The 19,066-nt window shown below is 51.1% G+C and carries 15 protein-coding genes and 1 pseudogene; 2 read left to right on the plus strand and 14 right to left on the minus strand.

What is annotated here, in order from left to right; translation table 11 throughout:
- Window positions 1–77: 77 nt before the first annotated feature.
- From eno to uraH, 14 genes and pseudogenes are all read right to left on the minus strand, one after another.
- A pseudogene (gene eno, locus ACUN8H_RS10090) lies at window positions 78–1,363 on the minus strand (phosphopyruvate hydratase).
- A gap of 139 nt (window positions 1,364–1,502) precedes the next feature.
- Entirely contained in the window at window positions 1,503–2,231 is a 729-nt protein-coding gene (locus ACUN8H_RS10095) for a GntR family transcriptional regulator (RefSeq protein ID WP_445532007.1), read from the minus strand.
- Window positions 2,232–2,486: 255 nt separating this feature from the next.
- Window positions 2,487–3,962, minus strand: coding sequence for a pyruvate kinase (gene pyk / locus ACUN8H_RS10100; RefSeq protein WP_445532008.1), 1,476 nt, complete (start codon window positions 3,960–3,962; stop codon window positions 2,487–2,489).
- The gene (locus ACUN8H_RS10105; RefSeq protein ID WP_445532009.1) at window positions 3,959–5,287 is read right to left on the minus strand and encodes a glycerate kinase type-2 family protein; all 1,329 of its coding nucleotides are present in this window, start codon (window positions 5,285–5,287) and stop codon (window positions 3,959–3,961) included. The genes pyk and ACUN8H_RS10105 overlap by 4 nt, the downstream gene beginning before the upstream one ends.
- A 174-nt stretch (window positions 5,288–5,461) precedes the next feature.
- Window positions 5,462–6,346 carry a 2-hydroxy-3-oxopropionate reductase gene (locus ACUN8H_RS10110; protein WP_445532010.1) on the minus strand — a complete coding sequence of 295 codons (885 nt, stop codon included), beginning with the start codon at window positions 6,344–6,346 and terminating at the stop codon, window positions 5,462–5,464.
- 110 nt (window positions 6,347–6,456) lie between these two features.
- Entirely contained in the window at window positions 6,457–7,233 is a 777-nt protein-coding gene (hyi, locus tag ACUN8H_RS10115; RefSeq protein ID WP_445532011.1) for a hydroxypyruvate isomerase, read from the minus strand.
- 114 nt (window positions 7,234–7,347) lie between these two features.
- A complete protein-coding gene (gene gcl / locus ACUN8H_RS10120) occupies window positions 7,348–9,135 on the minus strand; it encodes a glyoxylate carboligase (RefSeq protein ID WP_445532012.1) in 1,788 nt (595 codons plus the stop codon).
- A gap of 291 nt (window positions 9,136–9,426) precedes the next feature.
- Entirely contained in the window at window positions 9,427–9,915 is a 489-nt protein-coding gene (locus ACUN8H_RS10125; RefSeq protein ID WP_445532013.1) for an ureidoglycolate lyase, read from the minus strand.
- A gap of 45 nt (window positions 9,916–9,960) precedes the next feature.
- On the minus strand, window positions 9,961–10,797 hold the full coding sequence (locus tag ACUN8H_RS10130; RefSeq protein WP_445532014.1) for a bifunctional allantoicase/(S)-ureidoglycine aminohydrolase: 837 nt from the start codon (window positions 10,795–10,797) through the stop codon (window positions 9,961–9,963).
- A 70-nt stretch (window positions 10,798–10,867) separates the two neighbouring features.
- A complete protein-coding gene (locus tag ACUN8H_RS10135; RefSeq protein WP_445532015.1) occupies window positions 10,868–11,644 on the minus strand; it encodes an IclR family transcriptional regulator in 777 nt (258 codons plus the stop codon).
- Between the two features lie 2 nt (window positions 11,645–11,646).
- On the minus strand, window positions 11,647–12,585 hold the full coding sequence (gene puuE / locus ACUN8H_RS10140; RefSeq protein ID WP_445532016.1) for an allantoinase PuuE: 939 nt from the start codon (window positions 12,583–12,585) through the stop codon (window positions 11,647–11,649).
- A 160-nt stretch (window positions 12,586–12,745) separates the two neighbouring features.
- Window positions 12,746–13,477: a GntR family transcriptional regulator gene (locus ACUN8H_RS10145; RefSeq protein ID WP_445532180.1), complete on the minus strand. Its 732-nt coding sequence runs from the start codon at window positions 13,475–13,477 to the stop codon at window positions 12,746–12,748.
- A 177-nt stretch (window positions 13,478–13,654) separates the two neighbouring features.
- On the minus strand, window positions 13,655–14,860 hold the full coding sequence (locus tag ACUN8H_RS10150; RefSeq protein WP_445532017.1) for a urate hydroxylase PuuD: 1,206 nt from the start codon (window positions 14,858–14,860) through the stop codon (window positions 13,655–13,657).
- A 74-nt stretch (window positions 14,861–14,934) separates the two neighbouring features.
- The gene (gene uraH / locus ACUN8H_RS10155; RefSeq protein WP_445532018.1) at window positions 14,935–15,288 is read right to left on the minus strand and encodes a hydroxyisourate hydrolase; all 354 of its coding nucleotides are present in this window, start codon (window positions 15,286–15,288) and stop codon (window positions 14,935–14,937) included.
- Between the two features lie 492 nt (window positions 15,289–15,780).
- Here uraH and ACUN8H_RS10160 point away from each other — a divergent pair, with 492 nt between their 5' ends.
- Entirely contained in the window at window positions 15,781–17,238 is a 1,458-nt protein-coding gene (locus tag ACUN8H_RS10160; RefSeq protein WP_445532019.1) for a uracil-xanthine permease family protein, read from the plus strand.
- Between the two features lie 161 nt (window positions 17,239–17,399).
- Complete coding sequence (locus ACUN8H_RS10165; RefSeq protein ID WP_445532020.1) at window positions 17,400–19,034, plus strand: methyl-accepting chemotaxis protein; 1,635 nt, start codon at window positions 17,400–17,402, stop codon at window positions 19,032–19,034.
- Window positions 19,035–19,066 lie beyond the last annotated feature (32 nt).

Genomic DNA, 19,066 nt, shown 5'->3' on the forward strand with positions numbered 1-19,066 from the left:
TTAGCAGCATTAGTAACGCACCCAAACACTAACGACGCTTATAGGCGACGTTAGTGTTTAAATAAAGATACTTCACGTTACTGGCGTTTAATCGCTTTTACGCCAGGGTAACTAACCTGCCCCTCAAGCTCATCTTCAATTACTAGCAAACGATTGTACTTGGCCACTCGGTCGGAACGGCAGAGTGAGCCAGTTTTAATTTGCTCTGCACAGGTGCCCACTGCTAGATCAGCAATGGTAGTGTCTTCAGTTTCCCCGGAACGGTGTGAAATAACGGCGGTAAATCCAGCCTCCTGAGCCATTCGAATGGCGTCTAGTGTTTCACTAAGCGGGCCAATCTGATTAAACTTGATCAAGATCGAATTACCAATTTGCTCATCAATGCCATGCTTGAGCAGCGTGGTGTTAGTGACGAATAGGTCATCGCCTACCAGTTGAACGCGATCACCCAACTTATCCGTCAGTGCTTTCCAGCCCGGCCAGTCAGTCTTGTCCATACCATCCTCAATCGAGACGATGGGGTATTCATCGCATAGGTTGGCAAGATAGCCGATGAAGCCAGCTGCATCATACGACTTCCCTTCCCCTGCCAACACAAAATGGTCATCTTTGTAGAATTCGCTAGAGGCGCAGTCCAGCGCCAGAGGCAACCTAATGTGTAGCCGGCGTCCACCACCGCTTGCTTGATAGCTGCCAGAGCCTCGGCGTTGGACGCCAGGTTGGGGGCAAAGCCACCTTCGTCGCCCACGGAGGTGGAGAAACCACGGGCGGAAAACACGTGTTTCAAGGTGTGGAAAATTTCCGCACCTATACGCAGGCCTTCGCGAAAACTCTTCGCTCCCACCGGCTGTACAATGAACTCTTGAATATCTACATTGTTGTCGGCATGTTCGCCGCCATTCAGGGTATTCATCATCGGCACAGGCATCATAAACTGTCCTGGCTGACCATAAAGCTCAGCGATGTGCGCGTAGAGCGGTATTTGCTTACCTTTTGCAGCAGCCTTGGCGGCGGCTAGCGCGACCGCTAAGATCGCATTGGCTCCCAGCTTCGCTTTATTAGCTGTGTCATCCAGTGCCACCATGGCTTCATCTAGGCTGCGCTGATCGCCAGCATCTAACCCTAGCAGGCAATCACGTATGGGGCCGTTTATAGCATTTACTGCTTTAAGTACGCCCTTGCCCAGGTAGCGCGTCTTATCGCCATCGCGCAACTCCAGCGCCTCACCCGAACCGGTAGACGCTCCGCTGGGGGAGAAGGCCTCGCCGACGATTCCATTTTCCAAGCTCACTTTCGCCATTGCCGTGGGGTTACCACGCGAATCCAATACTTCCAGTGCTGATACGTTAACAATGTTGAGCATTCAGTGCCTTACTTGTTGTTATGTCACTAAATGCAGTGAGTTATTAACGCGAGACGTCAATAACTCCAAGTTAAAAACTATAGAGTAATTAAAAAAGTCGCTAATAATGAATCATTAACGAGTAGCGAAGAGGTAGGGATTAACTCTGCGCGGACTTACCACCCAGAATAGCCTTTAAGTCAATATCCTCCCCTTTTGAAGAGAGATCCAGCAGGGCCTCTAAACTGTAAAGATGGTCATGCACGCACTGCCTGGCCTCTTCGGCATCACCATTAGCAAGATGTACCAACAGCGTTGCATGGTCGCCTTCCAAATAGCACGAAGCCAGCGTTGGCCGCTTATACAAAGCGATCACGATAGAGGTGCGTAAAATCAGATCCGTCAGCATAGTACCGAGGATATGGTTGGAAGCATGCTCGGCAAGAAGATGGTGAATTGTCAGCGAGTGCTCGATGCGCGCTGACTCATCTTTCCTGGCATAGGCCTGTTTTTCATCTTCTACTTGCGCGTGCAGTGTGGCCAAGGTTTTGGCGTCCAGTTTCCCAGCTTGCAGCGCCACTATCTCGCCCTCAATTAACCTGCGCGCTGAAAACGTCTCGCGTGTTTCTTCGACAGAGGGAGCGCGAACGCGCGCGACTTGATTAGGGCTTTGATTGATGACGTGCTCTGCCGCAAGCCGTGTGAGCGCCTTGCGTACTACCGTGCGGCTAACGCCGAACACTTCGCCCAGGGTGAGTTCTGGCAATTTAGTATTCGGCGGCAGACGCTGCATCAATACCGCGTTACGAATATGCTCAACGATCATTTGATCGTTATACCCACCTCGTTTGGAAGTGTTCAAAGGTTTATTGTGCCAGCCGAGGCTCATGTTGCCTTTCTCCAAGTGATCCTCATCAAACTTTCGCAAAGTTACCTCGGCCACTATAACAGCACACTGTTTTAGCTTCCTAAAAACGCGTTTCTTACGGGTCCCTTGATTAACGTGATGAGTGCACGCCAGATAAGGCAAAAATATCCGAAAAAGCGGATTTCACATGTAGTGAATGAGTATTTTGATCGGACTCGAACTAGAGGCTAATTTCAACACAGTATGGGCAAGTGCAATTGTTAAACAGAGGTTTTTTTAGCCTCGCTGGTGTTTAGCCTTTACATCCAAAATCTTTAGGGTATTAGTGCCGCCATGGGCATTCATATGATCGCCACGGGTAAGAATGACGTGATCATCTGGAGCAGCTATCCCGTGGGTAACCAGCACTTCCAGTGCCCGATCATTAAGCTCTTCCGCTTTCATTTTGCTGGTATCAAACGCTAGGGAGACTACGCCACGATATAGCGCCATACGTCGTTGGGCAATCTCGCTATGCGCCAGACCAACGATGGGCAAACCAGAGTGGATACGCGAGGCAATCAGCGCCGTGAAACCGCTCGACGTCATACAGGCAATTGCGGCCACGCCTTCTAAATGATTGGCGGCATACATGGCAGAGAGCGCAATGGTTTCGTCAACTTTTGAGAAACCTTGATGAATGCGGTGACCGGACTCTTGAGCACTGCGCTCGCGCTCGGCCCCCAGGCATACCCGGTTCATTGCTTCGATGGTTTCGACAGGAAAATCACCCGCGGCAGTTTCAGCGGAGAGCATCACCGCGTCGGTGCCATCTAGCACCGCATTGGCCACATCGAACACCTCGGCGCGTGTGGGCAGCGGCGAACTGATCATCGTCTCCATCATCTGGGTGGCGGTAATAACGGCACGGTTGAGGCTGCGTGCGCGCTTGATTAAGCGTTTTTGCACACCAATCAGCTGGGCATCACCGATCTCTACCCCTAGGTCGCCCCGCGCCACCATGACTGCTTCGGAAGCGCTGATAATGCCGTCTAAGGTTGCGTCATCAGCCACCGCTTCAGCACGCTCTACCTTAGCGATAAGGCCAATTTCCTTGCCTGCCTCACCCAACAGTTCACGCGCTTCCTGCATATCAGCAGCACTGCGTGGAAAAGAGACCGCCAAGTAGTCCACTCCGATCTCGACGGCGGTCTTGAGGTCTTGTTTATCCTTGTCGGTGAGCGTGGCTGCTGATAACCCGCCCCCCTGCTTGTTAATGCCTTTATTGTTGGATAGCTTGCCACCCACGATTACGCGGGTGAGGACTTCTTTACCCCGAATGGCGCTGACTTCGAGCACCAGACGGCCATCGTCTAACAGTAGGCGATCACCGACGCTGACATCATCCGCCAGCGTCTTATAATCACAGCCAACGCGGGTGGCATCCCCTGCATCGCCATCCAGTAGCATGTCGAGTACGAAAGGCTGCCCCACCTCAAGCACCACTGCGCCATCTTTAAAGCGCGCAATGCGAATTTTAGGGCCTTGCAAATCGGCTAGCGCGGCGACGCTTCTACCTAAGCGCTGGGCAATCTTACGTACTTCGCTTAGGCGGCGGCGGTGATCAGCCGCTGACCCATGCGAGAAATTGAGCCGAACAACATCCACGCCTGCCCGCAGCATCGCTTCGAGCACGCCAACACGGTCGCTAGCGGGGCCTAACGTAGCCACAATTTTTGTGCGGCGAATGGAGGTATACACGGTAGGTTTCATGGCTGTCTCGGGAGAATAAGAATGGCTCGAAAATCGTTGACGTTCGTGCGGGTTGGCCCGGTCACAATCAGGTCGTCAAGAGCTTCGAAAAAGCTGTAGGCATCATTGCGAGCAAGGTAGTCCCGCGCTGACAGTTGTAAAGACTCGGCGCGTTTCCAACACTCTGGGCCGATTAACGCACCCGCGTTATCCTCCGACCCATCGATACCGTCGGTGTCGATGGCCAAGGCGTAAATACCCTCTGCACCTTTGAAGGTATCGAAAAGCCCCAGTAGATACTCGACGTTACGCCCACCACGTCCGTCGCCTTTTACGCTAACGCTGGTCTCGCCACCGGAGAGCACCAATAAGGGGCGGGTAATTTCATCTTGCAATTTGATCGCCATGCGCGCTTGAGCGGTGCCTAAATCACGCGCCTCGCCTTCTAAATCATCGCCCAAAACCCTGACATCGATTCCACTTTCGCCAACACTTTCTTCAGCACTGCGCCGTGCAGCGTCTAGCGCATCGCAGGCGCGGGCGAGGATGATATGTTGGTCAAGGGCATACTCAGGGCTACCGGGTTGTGGCGCGTGATGGTCAGACAGAAGATGCTGACGCACGTTATCGGGCACGTCGATCTGGTGACGTTCAAGAATTGTTAGCGCATCACGCGGCGTGGAGTTATCCGGCAGCGTAGGGCCTGAGGCAATTAACGACGCTTCATCGCCCGGCACATCTGAAATAAGGTATGTCACCACGCGGGCTGGGTGTGCACAGGCTGCTAAACGGCCGCCCTTAATCGCGGATAGATGACGACGCACCGTATTGATTTCACGAATCGTCGCACCGCAGCGAAGTAGCGTTTTGTTAAGTGCTTGCTTATCTTTTAGGCTAATCCCATCGGCGGGCAGCGACATTAGTGCAGAGCCCCCACCGGAAATTAACGCAATCACCTGGTCATCTTCACCCAGGTCTTTAACGACTTCTAACATACGTTTTGCGGCCTGCTCACCCAATGCATCGGGCATTGGGTGAGACGCTTCCAGTACTTCAATATGTTGGCAGGCGGCACCGTGCTGATAGCGGGTGACCACCAACCCTTCCAAGTCAGTTGACTCGCCAGATGACTGCGATTCCCATGCCAACTCCAACGCACGCGCCATCGCCGCGGCGGCTTTACCAGCACCCACGACAATGGTGCGGCCAGCCGGCTTTTCAGGCAATTGGTCGGGTAGCAAGCAGTCGGGATGAACCGCAGCGATCGCCTTTTCGGCTAAACGCATCAGCCACTGGCGCGAGTCTTCTTCACTGGTAAAGGGGGCTAAGCGAAAAGGGGCATTCATCGGCAGACTCCTCAGGCAAGAGCCAGGGCAAAGAAGAAAAATAAGGGGAAAAAGCCGGTGGCAGAAAAATGGCAGAGGGGAACTGCCACCGGGTAAAAACCAATGTCTCACATGCAATCATAGCGACGGGCTATGAACCAAGGCCCACCAATACTCGATAACGCCGATTAAGAATTACTCGCCTACCTCGTGATCTGCTAATTTTTCCAGCGCACGTAGAATACCGGCGTGATCCCAATCAGCACCGCCGTTAGCAGCGCACGCTTGGAATAGCTGCTGCGCATTGGCGGTACCTGGCAGAGAAAGGTTCAGGCTACGAGCGCCTTCCAGTGCTAGGTTAAGATCTTTTTGATGCAGGCGAATGCGGAAGCCCGGATCAAAGGTACGCTTGATCATGCGCTCGCCATGCACATCAAGAATCTTCGACTGGGCAAGGCCTCCCAGCAGCGATTCGCGCACTTTGACGACATCCGCACCGGCTTTAGAGGCGAACAACAGCCCTTCGGCGACGGCTTCAATGGTCAGTGCAACAACGATCTGGTTGGCGACTTTACAGGTCTGGCCTGCACCGTGACCGCCAATGTGGGTAATGGTCTTGCCCACTACTTCCAGCAGCGGTGTCGCGCGCTCGAAGCCTTTATCGGTCGCGCCAACCATAATGGTGAGCGCAGCATTGATAGCACCACCTTCACCACCGGACACCGGGGCATCCACATACTCACCGCCAGCGTCGGTAATGCGCTTGGCAAACGCCTGGGTCTGCATCGGCGCAATGGAACTCATGTCAATAACCAAGGTGCCCGGCTTGAGACCTTCAATGACGCCGTCTTCACCGAACAGTACGGTTTCCACGTCAGAGGTGTCTGGCACCATGGTGATAATAACGTCAGCGGCTTGGGCAACTTCTTTCGGGCCGGTTACTTCTTGCATGCCTTTTTCGGCAAGCTCGGCATCCAGCGTGCCACGCTTCACGGTCACCAATGAGTGGCCCGCATCGAGCAGATGGCCAGCCATAGGGCGACCCATAATGCCTAAACCAATAAAACCTATCTTGCTCATCGTTTTTCTCCTTCACTCTTATTCTGCACAAACAGGTGCTTCACAAATGGATTCAGCACAAGCAGGCTCAGCACAAACCAGCTCGGTACTTATTTATGCGCTCAGTATGCTTAACGTACGCTATCCAACCAGCCCAGCCCATGTGTCGTTCCCGCTTTGGGCTTGTATTCGCAGCCAATCCAGCCGACGTAACCCAGGCGCTCAAGGTGCGCAAAAAGGAAGGGGTAGTTGATTTCGCCGGTGCCCGGCTCATGACGACCCGGATTATCCGCCAACTGCACGTGAGCAATACGCGCCAAATGCTTTTCGATGGTGGGCGCTAGATCCCCTTCCATGATTTGCATGTGGTAGATGTCGTATTGCAGCTTCAGGTTGTCGCTGCCCACTTCATCGAACAGGGCCAGCGCCTGCTCAGTGCGATTGAGGAAAAAGCCAGGAATATCGCGGGTATTGATCGGCTCAGCGATCAGCAGGATGCCAGCAGTCTTAAGCTTTTCAGCGGCAAAGCGCAGGTTCTCTACCACCGTTTTGCGAGCTTCATCGTCACTGACACCGTCAGGCTGAATGCCGACCAAGCAGTTGACTTGCTTGTTGCCCAGCACGTGAGCGTACTCAATTGCCTTACCAACACCGGCGCGGAACTCCTCAACGCGGTTCGGGTGACAGGCAATGCCACGCTCACCGGCGCCCCAGTCGCCTGCGGGCAAGTTGAACAGCACTTGGCTCAGGCCGTTGGTATCCAGGCGCTGTTTGATTTCCGCCGCCGTGTAGTCATAGGGGAAAAGGTATTCGACACCCTTGAAGCCAGCGTCGGCAGCGGCTTTAAAACGATCAAGAAAGTCCACTTCGGTGAACAACATACTGAGATTTGCAGCAAACTTGGACATGCAGGTCTCCTTAATTGTTATGCAGGACTAGCGAACAGGAGGGGCGGTAGACCCTTAAGACACCCTGGCTTGGCAAATACCCTGGCGTTGAACACGTCGCGGCCAGGGCATCACTTAGGTCAGGCTGGCAATTGAACTCGGCGCATCGGTCACGTTTTCGGCCAGTTCTTCAAACTCATTGACCCCGTCAAGATCCGTTCCCATTGAGATATTAGTCACACGCTCAAGGATGATCTCCACGACCACCGGCACGCGGTGTTGACGCATCAGCACTCGGGCCTGCTCAAGCGCTGGCGCGATATCTTCCGGCTTGGTTACGCGCAATGCTTTACAGCCCAGCCCTTCAGCAACGGACACATGGTCAACGCCGTACTCGGCGAGTGCCGCTTCTTCATCGGTATAGTTGATGTTCTTGAACGACAGCTGCACGCAGTAATCCATATCGAAACCGCGCTGGGCCTGACGAATCAGCCCAAGATAGGAGTTATTCACCAGCACATGGATATAGGGCAGGTTGAATTGTGCGCCCACTGCCAGCTCTTCGATCATGAACTGGAAGTCATAATCACCGGAAAGCGCGACGACCTCGGCCTCAGGGTCAGCGCGGCACACGCCCAATGCAGCAGGGATGGTCCAGCCTAACGGGCCAGCTTGGCCACAGTTGATCCAGTGGCGAGGCTTGTAAACGTGCAGGAACTGGGCTCCAGCAATTTGGGAAAGCCCAATGGTGCTGATGTAGCGCGCATTTTTACCGAACACTTTGTTCATTTCCTCGTAAACACGCTGGGGTTTCACCGGCACGTTATCGAAGTGGGTTTTGCGCAACAGAGTACGTTTACGCTCCTGACACTCTTCGACCCATGCACTGCGGTTCTTAAGCTTACCGGCGGCTTTCATTTCGCGAGCTACTTCAAGGAACAGCTCAAGCGCCAGCTTGGCGTCTGAAACGATGCCGTAGTCAGGCCCGAAAATACGCCCTATCTGGGTGGGTTCGATATCAACGTGTACAAATTTTCTATCTTTTGTATACGTTTCCACATTACCGGTATGGCGGTTGGCCCACCGGTTACCTATCCCCATCACGAAATCCGAGGCGAGCATGGTGGCGTTGCCATAGCGGTGAGAGGTTTGCAGCCCCACCATACCGGCCATCAGCGGATGGTCGTCCGGAATCGTGCCCCAGCCCATCAGCGTCGGAATGACCGGCACGCCGGTTAGCTCAGCAAACTCAACCAGCTGCTCGGAAGCATCCGCATTGATAATGCCGCCACCCGCTACTAATAGCGGCTTTTCAGCTTCGTTGAGCATCGCCAGCGCTTTTTCAATTTGGCCGCGCGACGCTGATGGCTTATAGGCCGGGAGTGACTCGTAAGTGTCCGGATCAAATTCGATTTCGCTCATCTGAACGTCGATCGGCAGATCAATTAACACCGGGCCGGGGCGGCTGGAGCGCATGAGCTGGAAAGCTTTCTGGAAAGCCCCCGGTACTTGGGCAGGCTCCATCACCGTAACGGCCCATTTGGTCACAGTGCCAGCAATAGCCTGAATATCGACGGCCTGGAAATCTTCTTTATGCATCTTGGCACGCGGTGCTTGCCCAGTGATGCATAAAATCGGGATGGAGTCGGCGCTGGCGGAATATAGCCCGGTAATCATGTCAGTGCCCGCAGGACCAGACGTACCGATACATACTCCAATATTGCCTGCGATGGTGCGGGTATACCCTTCAGCCATGTGCGACGCACCTTCGACGTGCCGAGCCAGCACGTGGTCGACGCCACCTACTTTACGCATTGCTGCGTAAAAGGGGTTTATCGCGGCGCCCGGAACACCAAAGGCAACATCAACACCTTCTTTTTTCAGGACGTGAATGGCAGCTTCTGCAGCAGTCATTTTAGCCATTACAATTACTCCTCAACAATCGAATACTATTTTTGTATTCATTTTAGTATTTGTTCTTGTATTCAAAATATGCGCCCAACGAAACGCTGTCAATAATTTATGGAAATATTTTCCATAAATTATATTAAAACAATAACAATCAATATAAATCAGATACTTGAATTAAAAATTCATCAGAACTAGCAAAACTAAGGAGGAAAAACTATTGAGCAGAATTATTAGGCACACCAGATGGACCGGCAGCTTGGCTACCAGTCCGGGGATCAACAGCTGTTTACAGGGATTAGCGCGTCAGTCGATTTTTACCTTGATGGCTAAGGGGTATTCCAGGCAGTTATTACCTTCTCCGCCACGGTCCACCACCAAAAATCGCCCTTTCCGTTCTAGAACCGATTGGATCGCATGCCAGGTACCGGCATGATAGTTGACGCCTTGGTGTCCATCAGTCACAAAAACTCTTACGTCTTGGCTATCAATAGCTTCGCCCTTTGGTGCCACCACCACCAAAAAACGCTCTTCATGCAGCGGCATAAAGGCTTGACTGCCGAGCGGATGGCATTCGAGAAAATCCAGCGCCAGTGGCATCTCAACCGGTTGACTGACAAAGATATTGATCAGCGCTCGGGCGTCTTGACCCAAGGTTTCCACCCGCGCAAGGTCGTGGTAGCGACGCGTACGTCCGGCATTAATAGGAAAGTAATCCGCCGTTCTCGTATCAATCACGTCCCCATAGGGCGCAAAGGCCTCGGGTGTTAAAGGCTGTGCTCTCAATTCCAGCATGGCTGGCTCCTAAATTTCTTATTAACCGCTTGGCCATGTAACGCCTTAGCGCGGGCCAACGCCGCCTAGCTTCATGTGGCGATTAACGTCTTTATAAAGCAGATAGCGGAACGGCCCCGGGCCACCGGCATAGCACGCCTGGGGGCAGAAGGCACGCAGCCACATGAAGTCGCCTGCCTCAACTTCTACCCAATTCTGGTTTAGGTGATAAACCGCCTTACCTTCTAAGACGTAAAGCCCATGCTCCATAACGTGTGTTTCATCAAACGGGATCACGGCGCCCGGCTGGAAAGTCACAATATTGACATGCATGTCATGGCGGATATCGGCAGGGTCGACAAAACGCGTAGTGACCCACTTTTCATCGGTGCCCGGCATCGCCATTGGCTCGATATCGTTCTCATTGGTCACGAAGGGTTCTGGCACGTCGATGCCTTCCACCTGCTCGTAGGCTTTGCGCACCCAGTGAAAACGCACCGGTGCGTCAGACAGGTTATGCGCTTCCCAGCGGGTTCCCGGGGGTAAAAAGGCATAACCGCCAGGCTCCATCACGTGCTTCTCGCCTTTCAGGGTCAGCGTTAGCTCGCCTTCCACGATGAACAGCACGCCTTCCGCTGCGGGGTCGGGCTCTGGCTTCTCACTGCCGCCACCGGGGGAGACTTCCATAATGTATTGGGAAAACGTTTCGGCAAACCCCGACAGTGGCCGTGACAACACCCACAGCCGCGTGTTTTCCCAGAACGGTAGGTTACTGGTCACGATGTCACGCATGACCCCTTTGGGTATCACTGCGTAGGCTTCGGTAAATACGGCGCGATCCGCCACTAGTTGTGTTTGTGCCGGATGCCCCCCTTGCGGAGCGTAATAATTGCGCTTAGTCATCATCTTTCCTTTCAATATTGCCATAATTTTATATTTTTAATTTTTTTCTTTAATAAATAGATATTTATTATTAACCGTAACCCAACATAGCGGAAATAGTTGCGGCAGCTTCAGCTACTTGGCCCTTTAATTGATCACGCTTCTCAGGAGGGACTTCATGTACTGGAACCATAATGCTAATAACCCCCTCCATAGAACCGTCATAGTTATAGAGGGGATAAACGACTGAAGAGATACCGAAATGATAATAAGAGTCAGCTATGACATAGCCGCGCTGCCGGTCTTCTTGCACTAAGTTCCAGAGATCATCACGGCTGGCAGGAGAACCCAGCTCCTTATTTAAAAGGTGGTCTGATGGATAAAGAGTTTCGAACTCCTTCTGGGATAGGTCGGCAAGCAGCATTCGCCCCAAAGAAGTACAGTGCAACGGCAAACGGGTTCCGACACTGACACGGCGAATAGTCGCGTTCGACGCTCCGACCCTCGCCACGTAGACTGCATCACGGCCATCGCGAATGGCGATATGGCTTGAACAACCGGTCTGATCACACAAAGACTCAATAACAGGCTGCCCAACCTGCACTACATCCAGCGAAGCAACGTATTCAAAACCTAGACGCAAAACATTTACACCGAGGGAATATAAACCCGTGACCGGGTTATGACGTAAAAACCCCATGTGCTCTAAAGTTTGTACCGCTCGATGCGAGGTTGCTTGTGGATAACCAACTCGCTTAACAAGCTCGGAAAAACTCATTTCTCGATGATGACGATTGAGCTCCATTAAGATCATTAGCCCTCGTTCAAGCGCGGGTATTAGCCGTTGTTCTTTGTCCTTTCTCCTCATGGCTAGTTACTCCCTTCATGACTAGCGGGATGGTGTTCAGCCCAATGACGGGCAATATCAACGCGCCGGGTTACCCAGACGCGATCATGGGTTTCGATGTGATCAAGAAAACGCTGCAGCGCGCGGAAACGGCCGGGGCGGCCAATCAGCCGGCAGTGTAAGCCGATGGAGAGCATTTTCGGCGCTTCATCGCCTTCGGCATATAAGACATCGAAGGCATCACGCAGATAATTAAAGAAGTGATCAGCAGTATTAAAGCCCTGGGGCGAAGCAAAACGCATGTCGTTGGAGTCGAGCGTATAAGGCACAACCAGATGGGTGTGGCTATCACCCTGGCTATCCTGGCCCTGCACCCATAACGGCAGGTCATCGCCGTAATAGTCGCTGTCATACAGAAAGCTACCTTGTTCTAGCAACAATCGACGTGTGTTGGGGCTATCGCGGCCTGTATACCAGCCCAATGGTTTTTCACAATAAAGCTTCTGGAATACCTCAATAGCGCGCTGCATGTGGTTCCGCTCTACTGCTTCCGGCACTTCTTGATAGTTAATCCAGCGATAGCCATGGCAAGCGATCTCGTGGCCCAGCTCCTTGAACGCATGGGCAACCTCTGGGTTACGCTCCAAGGCCATAGCCACACCGAAAATAGTCAGTGGCAGGCCACGCCGTTCGAATTCACGCAAAATACGCCAAACACCACTCCGCGAACCGTACTCATAGATAGACTCCATGCTCAGGTGACGGTCGGGGAAGGCGGGAGCGCCCAGGATTTCGGAAAGGAACTGCTCGGAGCCAGCATCTCCGTGTAGTACTGAGTTCTCCCCTCCCTCTTCGTAATTCAGCACAAATTGAACGGCAATTTTCGCATTGCCGGGCCAGTTAGCATGAGGAGGATTTCGGCCATAGCCGACCAGATCACGAGGGTAATCGGGCGAATACATGGTGTAAGTCCCTTGTTGAAGACAGCATCCCGGCATGAAACCGGAACATTACCTTTATTTTTGTATACAACAACAAGATAAACTGTACTCATGTTTGGCGCAAGCGCTTAGGAAAACCTTCGCAACGGCATGCATTTTATAGCCGCTACTGTGCTTATTTTTAAGTTGTTATACCGAATATTTGGTGTAGATCAGGCGCAAACGCTTCCTCCTCTAGGAAAGAGAGCGATGACTCAATCTCATTTAAATGATGCAGCATGAACGCTTTGGCTTTTTCTCCCTCACCTGCGGCCAAGTAATCAATCAGGTCTTCATGATCATGGGACTCACACCCTAGGTTCCCCGCACTTCCGTAGACGGCAAGAATTAAAGATGAACGTGAACAAAGTTGGCCAACAAAAGCAGCCAGGGTAGCGTTGCCCGAAAGCTGCGCTAGGCGTTCATGAAAGGCCGCTGACAACTTGATAGCCGAACTTCGCTCTCCGGCGTTTAGTGCCTGATGTTCATGCTTAGCCATCTCACGTAGCTCGGTGACATCCTGTGGGGTAGTATGCAGCGCCGCCTCAGGCATCAAGCCACACTCCACCATTTTGCGAGCGGCAAAAACATCGCGTGCTTCTGCGGCCGTAGGCCGAGTGACGCTAGCCCCACGCCGCGGGGTAATTGTGACCAGCTGTTCCATCGCTAGGCGTTGCAGAATTGTGCGTATGCCCGTTCGACTAATGTTAAACACTTCCGTTAGGGCATCCTCTCGCAGCCTAGCGCCTGGGTGCAGCTGCTGTTTGATAATGGCGTCACTAATAGACCGGTAAATGACCTCATGTCGCTCAGCGCCATCAACGTTTTTACCTAAACGCTTGGGATACGCCTTCCCTATGCCACTTACACTCATTTCTTGTCCCACGATAGATACACCTTGTATGCCTAATCTTTGCACTATTGTATACGTAATAAGTAATTACTTTCACCGCACGAAACACAATCATACAAACAGCCCATAAAAAAACCCACAGCCCGCCATTAGGCGGGCTGTGGGCGTCAATACGACGAATAAGTTACAGCTAAATGGCTACTCCGACCAGGCTTGAATCACTGCCCGCTCTTCGTCTGTCATATTGGTCATGTTACCAAGCGGCATGTAACCACTTTGCACCACTTGCTGCGTGCGCTCTTTCTGCAGCAGGATTTGCTCCATATTGTCGTACACCACGCCAGCAGGAGGGGATGAGAAACCGGGCTGTGTGGGCGACTGTGAGTGACATGCCACACAGCGCTGATTGATCAGCGCTGTTACTTCGGTGATATCCGGGGTATCACTTTCCATCTGTGCGCTAGAAGATGCGGTTTGAGCAGGCATCGCCACCCAAAATGCCATCAGAATAAGCGCCACACCGACTACCGGATAAGCTGGCTGTATTTTCCCCTGATGCATCAGAACGAAGTATTGACGAATCAGTGCACCGGCAAAGATGAACAGTGTCATCAGCACCCAAGCGTGCTCATGGGAATAAGCAAAAGAGTAGTGGTTGCTGATCATCAGCAATACGACAGGCAAGGTGAAATAAGTGTTATGAACCGAACGCTGCTTACCACGCTTACCATCAAGGGGATTAGGTGTTTCACCAGCCTTCATCGCTTTTACCATGCGACGCTGACCAGGAATAATCCAAAAGAACACGTTCGCCGACATTGCAGTAGCCATCACCGCCCCGGTGAGCAGAAAAGCCGCGCGCCCCGAGAACATCTGAGTACTCAAGTAGGCAACAACAATCATCATAATCGCCACGCCGATACTCAAGAGACCATCACGCTCCATATTCGGGCTGATGCGCTTACACATCTCGTTATAAACGATCCAACCTAGTAGCAGGAAAGCCAGTGCCAGGATATTGGCTTGCCAACCTGCAAGATTTGCTGCCCACTCCCAGTTACTGTTGGAGTTCACCAGATAGAAACCTGGATTGACCATATACAAAATAATGAACAAGGCAAAACCGGACAGCCAGGTAGTGTAGGACTTCCAGAATGACCAGTGCAGATCATCCGGTAGCTTTTCCGGGCTAGTGGCGTACTTCTGGTTATGGTAGAAACCTCCACCGTGTACGGCCCACATTTCACCAAACACCCCTTTTTTACGGCAAGTTTCGTCTTTAGGTGTCTTAAGCCCGTTATCCAGCATTACAAAGTAGATAGACTCGCCTATCCAGGCGATAGCAGCGATGACGTGTAGCCAGCGCAGCATAAAGTTTCCAAATTCAATTAGGTAAGCCTGCATGGGGTACCTCGCCTCGTATGGTTGTTGTAGGGCGGCTATTACGCGTTGACGCGATCTTTACTTAGCGAATTATTTCAGCTACCGCGGTAAGTCGAGTATGCATAGGGAGAAAGCAATAACGGCACATGATAGTGCTGCGTTGTATCATTCACCCCAAAGCGAAGTGGGATGATGTTCAAAAAGCTTGGCTCTTGCCCTTCAATCCCCTGACGCTTCAGGTAAGCGCCGGCATAAAACAGCAATTCATATTCACCCGTTACTAGCTCTCCTTCTTCAAGTATCGGAGCATCACAACGACCGTCATCATTGGTCTTAACTATCTTAAGAAGCTGGCGCAGACCTCCTCCTAAACGATAAACCTCGATTTTCATTCCTTCCCCAGGGCAGCCCTGTGCTGTATCCAGTACATGGGTGGTAAGTTTTCCCATTACCTTTCTCCTATGATTATTTCATGAAGCCATTATCGATGGCTTATCATTAGCAACGCAGCATTAGCACATACTAAAATTACGAAACACAAATTGTGTCAACATTTTTAACTTTTTACTGAACACATTTCAAAGATTTTTTGTATACATTTAAAATTTAGACTGCATGTGCTTCCTCATACTACTTTAGTAGCCATGGTTAATTAGAAAGCCGCTTGAAATTTCAAATTATCAATAAGCAAATCAAAATTAATATATCAATACAACTAATTGTAATTAAAAATATAATTTTTAAAAATCAAGCTCAGTTATGGGAAGTTATTGATATGGATTCTTGGGTAGAGACCCAACGAATCGTCATATAAATAGTGAAGGGAATAGATGGTAGCTGCCAAATTTGTTTATTTTCTGATATTTTTTTGTGTACAGTGAATGCAATCAATATCAACAATCATTAAATTATTTTGAATACAATAACAATGGAGAGCTTTCATGAATGCCCCCACAGCCTCTTCCGACCATCGGAAACGCTTGAGCGAAAAGAACACCTCCCTCTTTGATTTTTATGGAAAACCTCGATTTTTAAAGGTTCTTCCTCTATCCCTTCAGCATCTACTGGCGATGATAGCTGGCGTGATTACTCCACCTATTATTGTTGCTGGTGTAGTGGGTGCGAGCATCGATGAAAAATTACTGCTAATTCAGATTGCAGTTTTGGCATCGGGGGTGTGTACCGTTTTCCACCTTTATGGCGTCTGGAAATTCGGCGCGCGTTTACCTGCGATTTTTGGCGTGGGCTTTGCTTATGTACCGACCTTGGTCGCCGTAGGGGCTCAGTATGGAATTGAAGGGATTCTTGGCGCCCAGTTGATTGGCGGCATGACCATGATCGTGGTGGGCTATTTCATCCAGTACATTCGTCACCTCTTTCCACCAGTAGTTGCCGGGACCGTAGTATTGGTTATCGGCCTATCGCTTTACGATATCGCCATCCGCTATATGGCGGGCAGTGGCAATGTAAACGCACCGAATTTTGGTGACCCCATTAACTGGGCTGTTGCAATGGTGACGTTACTCACCGTATTGATCGCCGCTCAATTTGGTAAAGGAGTCATCAAACTTTCAGCAATTATCGTAGGCATCGTTGTGGGATACCTGCTTTCACTAGCTCTTGGTATGGTTAGTTTTAATAATGTGGCCAATGCATCTTGGCTCGCTGTACCTAAAATTATGCCCTTTGAAATGGAGTTTCATGCTGCCGCTATCGCTTCAATGGTCGTCATCTGCGTTATTAACTCTGTACAAACCATCGGCGATTTGTCAGCAACGACGGTAGGCGGCATGAACCGAGAACTAAAAACCAAGGAACTGACGGGAGGCTTGCTGGGCAACGGTTTGACCACCACCATTAGCGCCTTCTTCGGTGCATTGCCTACATCTACGTTTAGCCAGAACGTTGGCATTGTCGCCATGACCAAAGTCATTAGCCGTTATGTGCTGGCGCTGGCTGGGATTTTTATGATTCTAGCAGGCCTTAGCCCTAAATTTGGGGCTATCATGACCACCATTCCCTACCCTGTGTTGGGCGGTGCGACAATTACCGTTTTCGGCATGATTACCATGACCGGCATTCAGTTACTGGTAAAAGATGAAATGTCTGCTCGTAACATGACGATTGTTGGCCTTGCACTAGCACTCAGTTTAGGCATCGCATCGGTACCGTCCGCCATAGAGCAATTCCCAGCAATGCTAAGAGACCTGATTGGCGGAGCTCCAATTGTGGTCGCTGCGATCGCGGCGTTCACACTCAACATCGTACTCCCTAAAAAGTCGCTTTCTGATGAAGCTAAAGAACGCGAAGAAATTGCCAAGGCAGATGAAGAAGCGGCTAAAGCGGAGTGCAGCAAGCTGAACCAAAAGCTTTCTACTAATCAAGGCAATGTCCATTAAGCAACGTGACATAAACCTTGGGTAAGAGATTATGACAAGTGACGTGGCGACTTAATCAGTGTCTACAACTGTCCATAAGCATGCAATAGAACTGCTGCATAAGCTGGCAGTTCTATTTTGCGTTTATGGGCATTACTCCAACGGTTAACCTAGGAATACCGATGCGGCTACTAGATAATATGACGTTAAGAATGAGCTGGACGCTAGTGCTACTCTCGTTCTTACTTATGCTTCTTGTGCTCAGTGGCACAGGGCTTTATGCCGTCAATCACAGCCAAAAAAGCCTTGAACAGTTCACTAACGTCAATGTTAACCAGCAGTCTAGTCTCAATCGAACTAACTCTACGCTACAAGACGCACGTCTGGGTATGGCACGTCTCTATGAAGAGTTAACTGAGCCGCAAACAGCGCTGAGCGATGGAGAGAGGCAGGAACGCGCTGCTGAGCTGCATAGCTCGCTTAACAGAGCCCAAGACGTGTTTTCGAATTTTCTCTCACTACCCGCCGATCCTTCCCATGAAACTATCATCTCGCCTATCACCGTAAGCTTCGATGCTCTATTGGATGAACATCTTTTGCAGCAAGTAACCGCTCTGCAGGAAGGCGATGCGACTACTTACCGTGAACAGCGTGATGCCGCTTACCAGGCTTATGCCGCTTTCTATCAAGATGCGATTGGTTTCTTCCATCAAGTAGAAGAAGAAGGTAACGAGCGGCTAGCTAATTTTGATTCTGTCATCAGACTTTCCACTATTACGATCATCACCGTCTTCATTATCGCGCTCATGGTTACCGTGATTGTTTATTGGGGAGTAGGCGCTAATTTGATAAGGCCTATGCACCGAATTACCGAGCATTTCCAGAGCATGGCGGAAGGTGACCTTTCAAGAAACGTGGAAACCCGCGGTCGAAATGAAATCGGTGTGCTTTTCGCCTCTCTGCGTCATATGCAGCAGAGTTTGCACGGCACAGTGACCACCGTTAGGGAAAGCAGTAACCAAGTATTTACTAGCGCCCAGGAAATCGCCAAAAGCAACCAAGACCTTGCGGCGCGCACTGACCGACAGTCCGCCTCATTAACTGAAACCGCATCAAGCATCGAGGAAATGACCTCGACAATGGAGCGAAACAGCGACAACACTATCCAAGCAAGGCAAGTAGCTCGTGAAGCTGCAAACACTGCGGATCAAGGGGGCAGAGTGGTCACTGAGGTCATTAGCCATATGCACAACATCCGCGACAGCTCGCAGAAAATTACCGACATCATCAAGCTGATTGATTCCATTGCTTTCCAAACTAATATTCTCGCGCTCAATGCATCAGTAGAAGCGGCACGCGCTGGAGAACATGGTCGTGGCTTTGCGGTGGTGGCCAGTGAAGTACGCCAGCTAGCTACCCGCAGCGCTAGTGCCTCAACGGATATTCGAAAGCTGATTGAAACATCGGTCAATATGGTTGAAGCCGGCACGCATCAAGCGGATAAAGCAGGCGAAACTATGGCGCGAATAATGGCCTCTGTGACCCAGGTCACCACGTTAATGGACGAGATATCCGTAGCAACCGAAGAGCAACGCGCGGGCATTCGAGAGGTTAATATCGCAGCCAACGATATGGAACAAACCACTCAGCAAAATGCCGCGATGGTCGAACAAGCCAGCACGGCCGCGGTCGAACTTCAGCACGAGGCCGAGCGCCTAACCGCTATCGTCGCCCGGTTTAGGCTTAATGAAGCAACATCGATTATATCGAGGCCCGCTAGCAATACACACCAAAGATACGCATTAACACGTTACTAAAAGTACAAAATCGCTAAAGCCAAAGCCACGTG

Source organism: Vreelandella sp. V005, from assembly GCF_052645115.1.

Excerpts from the sequence above, each read along its gene's own strand:
- ACUN8H_RS10095 (WP_445532007.1), bottom strand. The coding sequence starts at position 2,231 with ATGAGCCTCGGCTGGCACAATAAACCTTTGAACACTTCCAAACGAGGT.
- pyk (WP_445532008.1), bottom strand. The coding sequence starts at position 3,962 with ATGAAACCTACCGTGTATACCTCCATTCGCCGCACAAAAATTGTGGCT.
- ACUN8H_RS10105 (WP_445532009.1), bottom strand. The coding sequence starts at position 5,287 with ATGAATGCCCCTTTTCGCTTAGCCCCCTTTACCAGTGAAGAAGACTCG.
- ACUN8H_RS10110 (WP_445532010.1), bottom strand. The coding sequence starts at position 6,346 with ATGAGCAAGATAGGTTTTATTGGTTTAGGCATTATGGGTCGCCCTATG.
- hyi (WP_445532011.1), bottom strand. The coding sequence starts at position 7,233 with ATGTCCAAGTTTGCTGCAAATCTCAGTATGTTGTTCACCGAAGTGGAC.
- gcl (WP_445532012.1), bottom strand. The coding sequence starts at position 9,135 with ATGGCTAAAATGACTGCTGCAGAAGCTGCCATTCACGTCCTGAAAAAA.
- ACUN8H_RS10125 (WP_445532013.1), bottom strand. The coding sequence starts at position 9,915 with ATGCTGGAATTGAGAGCACAGCCTTTAACACCCGAGGCCTTTGCGCCC.
- ACUN8H_RS10130 (WP_445532014.1), bottom strand. The coding sequence starts at position 10,797 with ATGACTAAGCGCAATTATTACGCTCCGCAAGGGGGGCATCCGGCACAA.
- ACUN8H_RS10135 (WP_445532015.1), bottom strand. The coding sequence starts at position 11,644 with ATGAGGAGAAAGGACAAAGAACAACGGCTAATACCCGCGCTTGAACGA.
- puuE (WP_445532016.1), bottom strand. The coding sequence starts at position 12,585 with ATGTATTCGCCCGATTACCCTCGTGATCTGGTCGGCTATGGCCGAAAT.
- ACUN8H_RS10145 (WP_445532180.1), bottom strand. The coding sequence starts at position 13,477 with ATGAGTGTAAGTGGCATAGGGAAGGCGTATCCCAAGCGTTTAGGTAAA.
- ACUN8H_RS10150 (WP_445532017.1), bottom strand. The coding sequence starts at position 14,860 with ATGCAGGCTTACCTAATTGAATTTGGAAACTTTATGCTGCGCTGGCTA.
- uraH (WP_445532018.1), bottom strand. The coding sequence starts at position 15,288 with ATGGGAAAACTTACCACCCATGTACTGGATACAGCACAGGGCTGCCCT.
- ACUN8H_RS10160 (WP_445532019.1), top strand. The coding sequence starts at position 15,781 with ATGAATGCCCCCACAGCCTCTTCCGACCATCGGAAACGCTTGAGCGAA.
- ACUN8H_RS10165 (WP_445532020.1), top strand. The coding sequence starts at position 17,400 with ATGCGGCTACTAGATAATATGACGTTAAGAATGAGCTGGACGCTAGTG.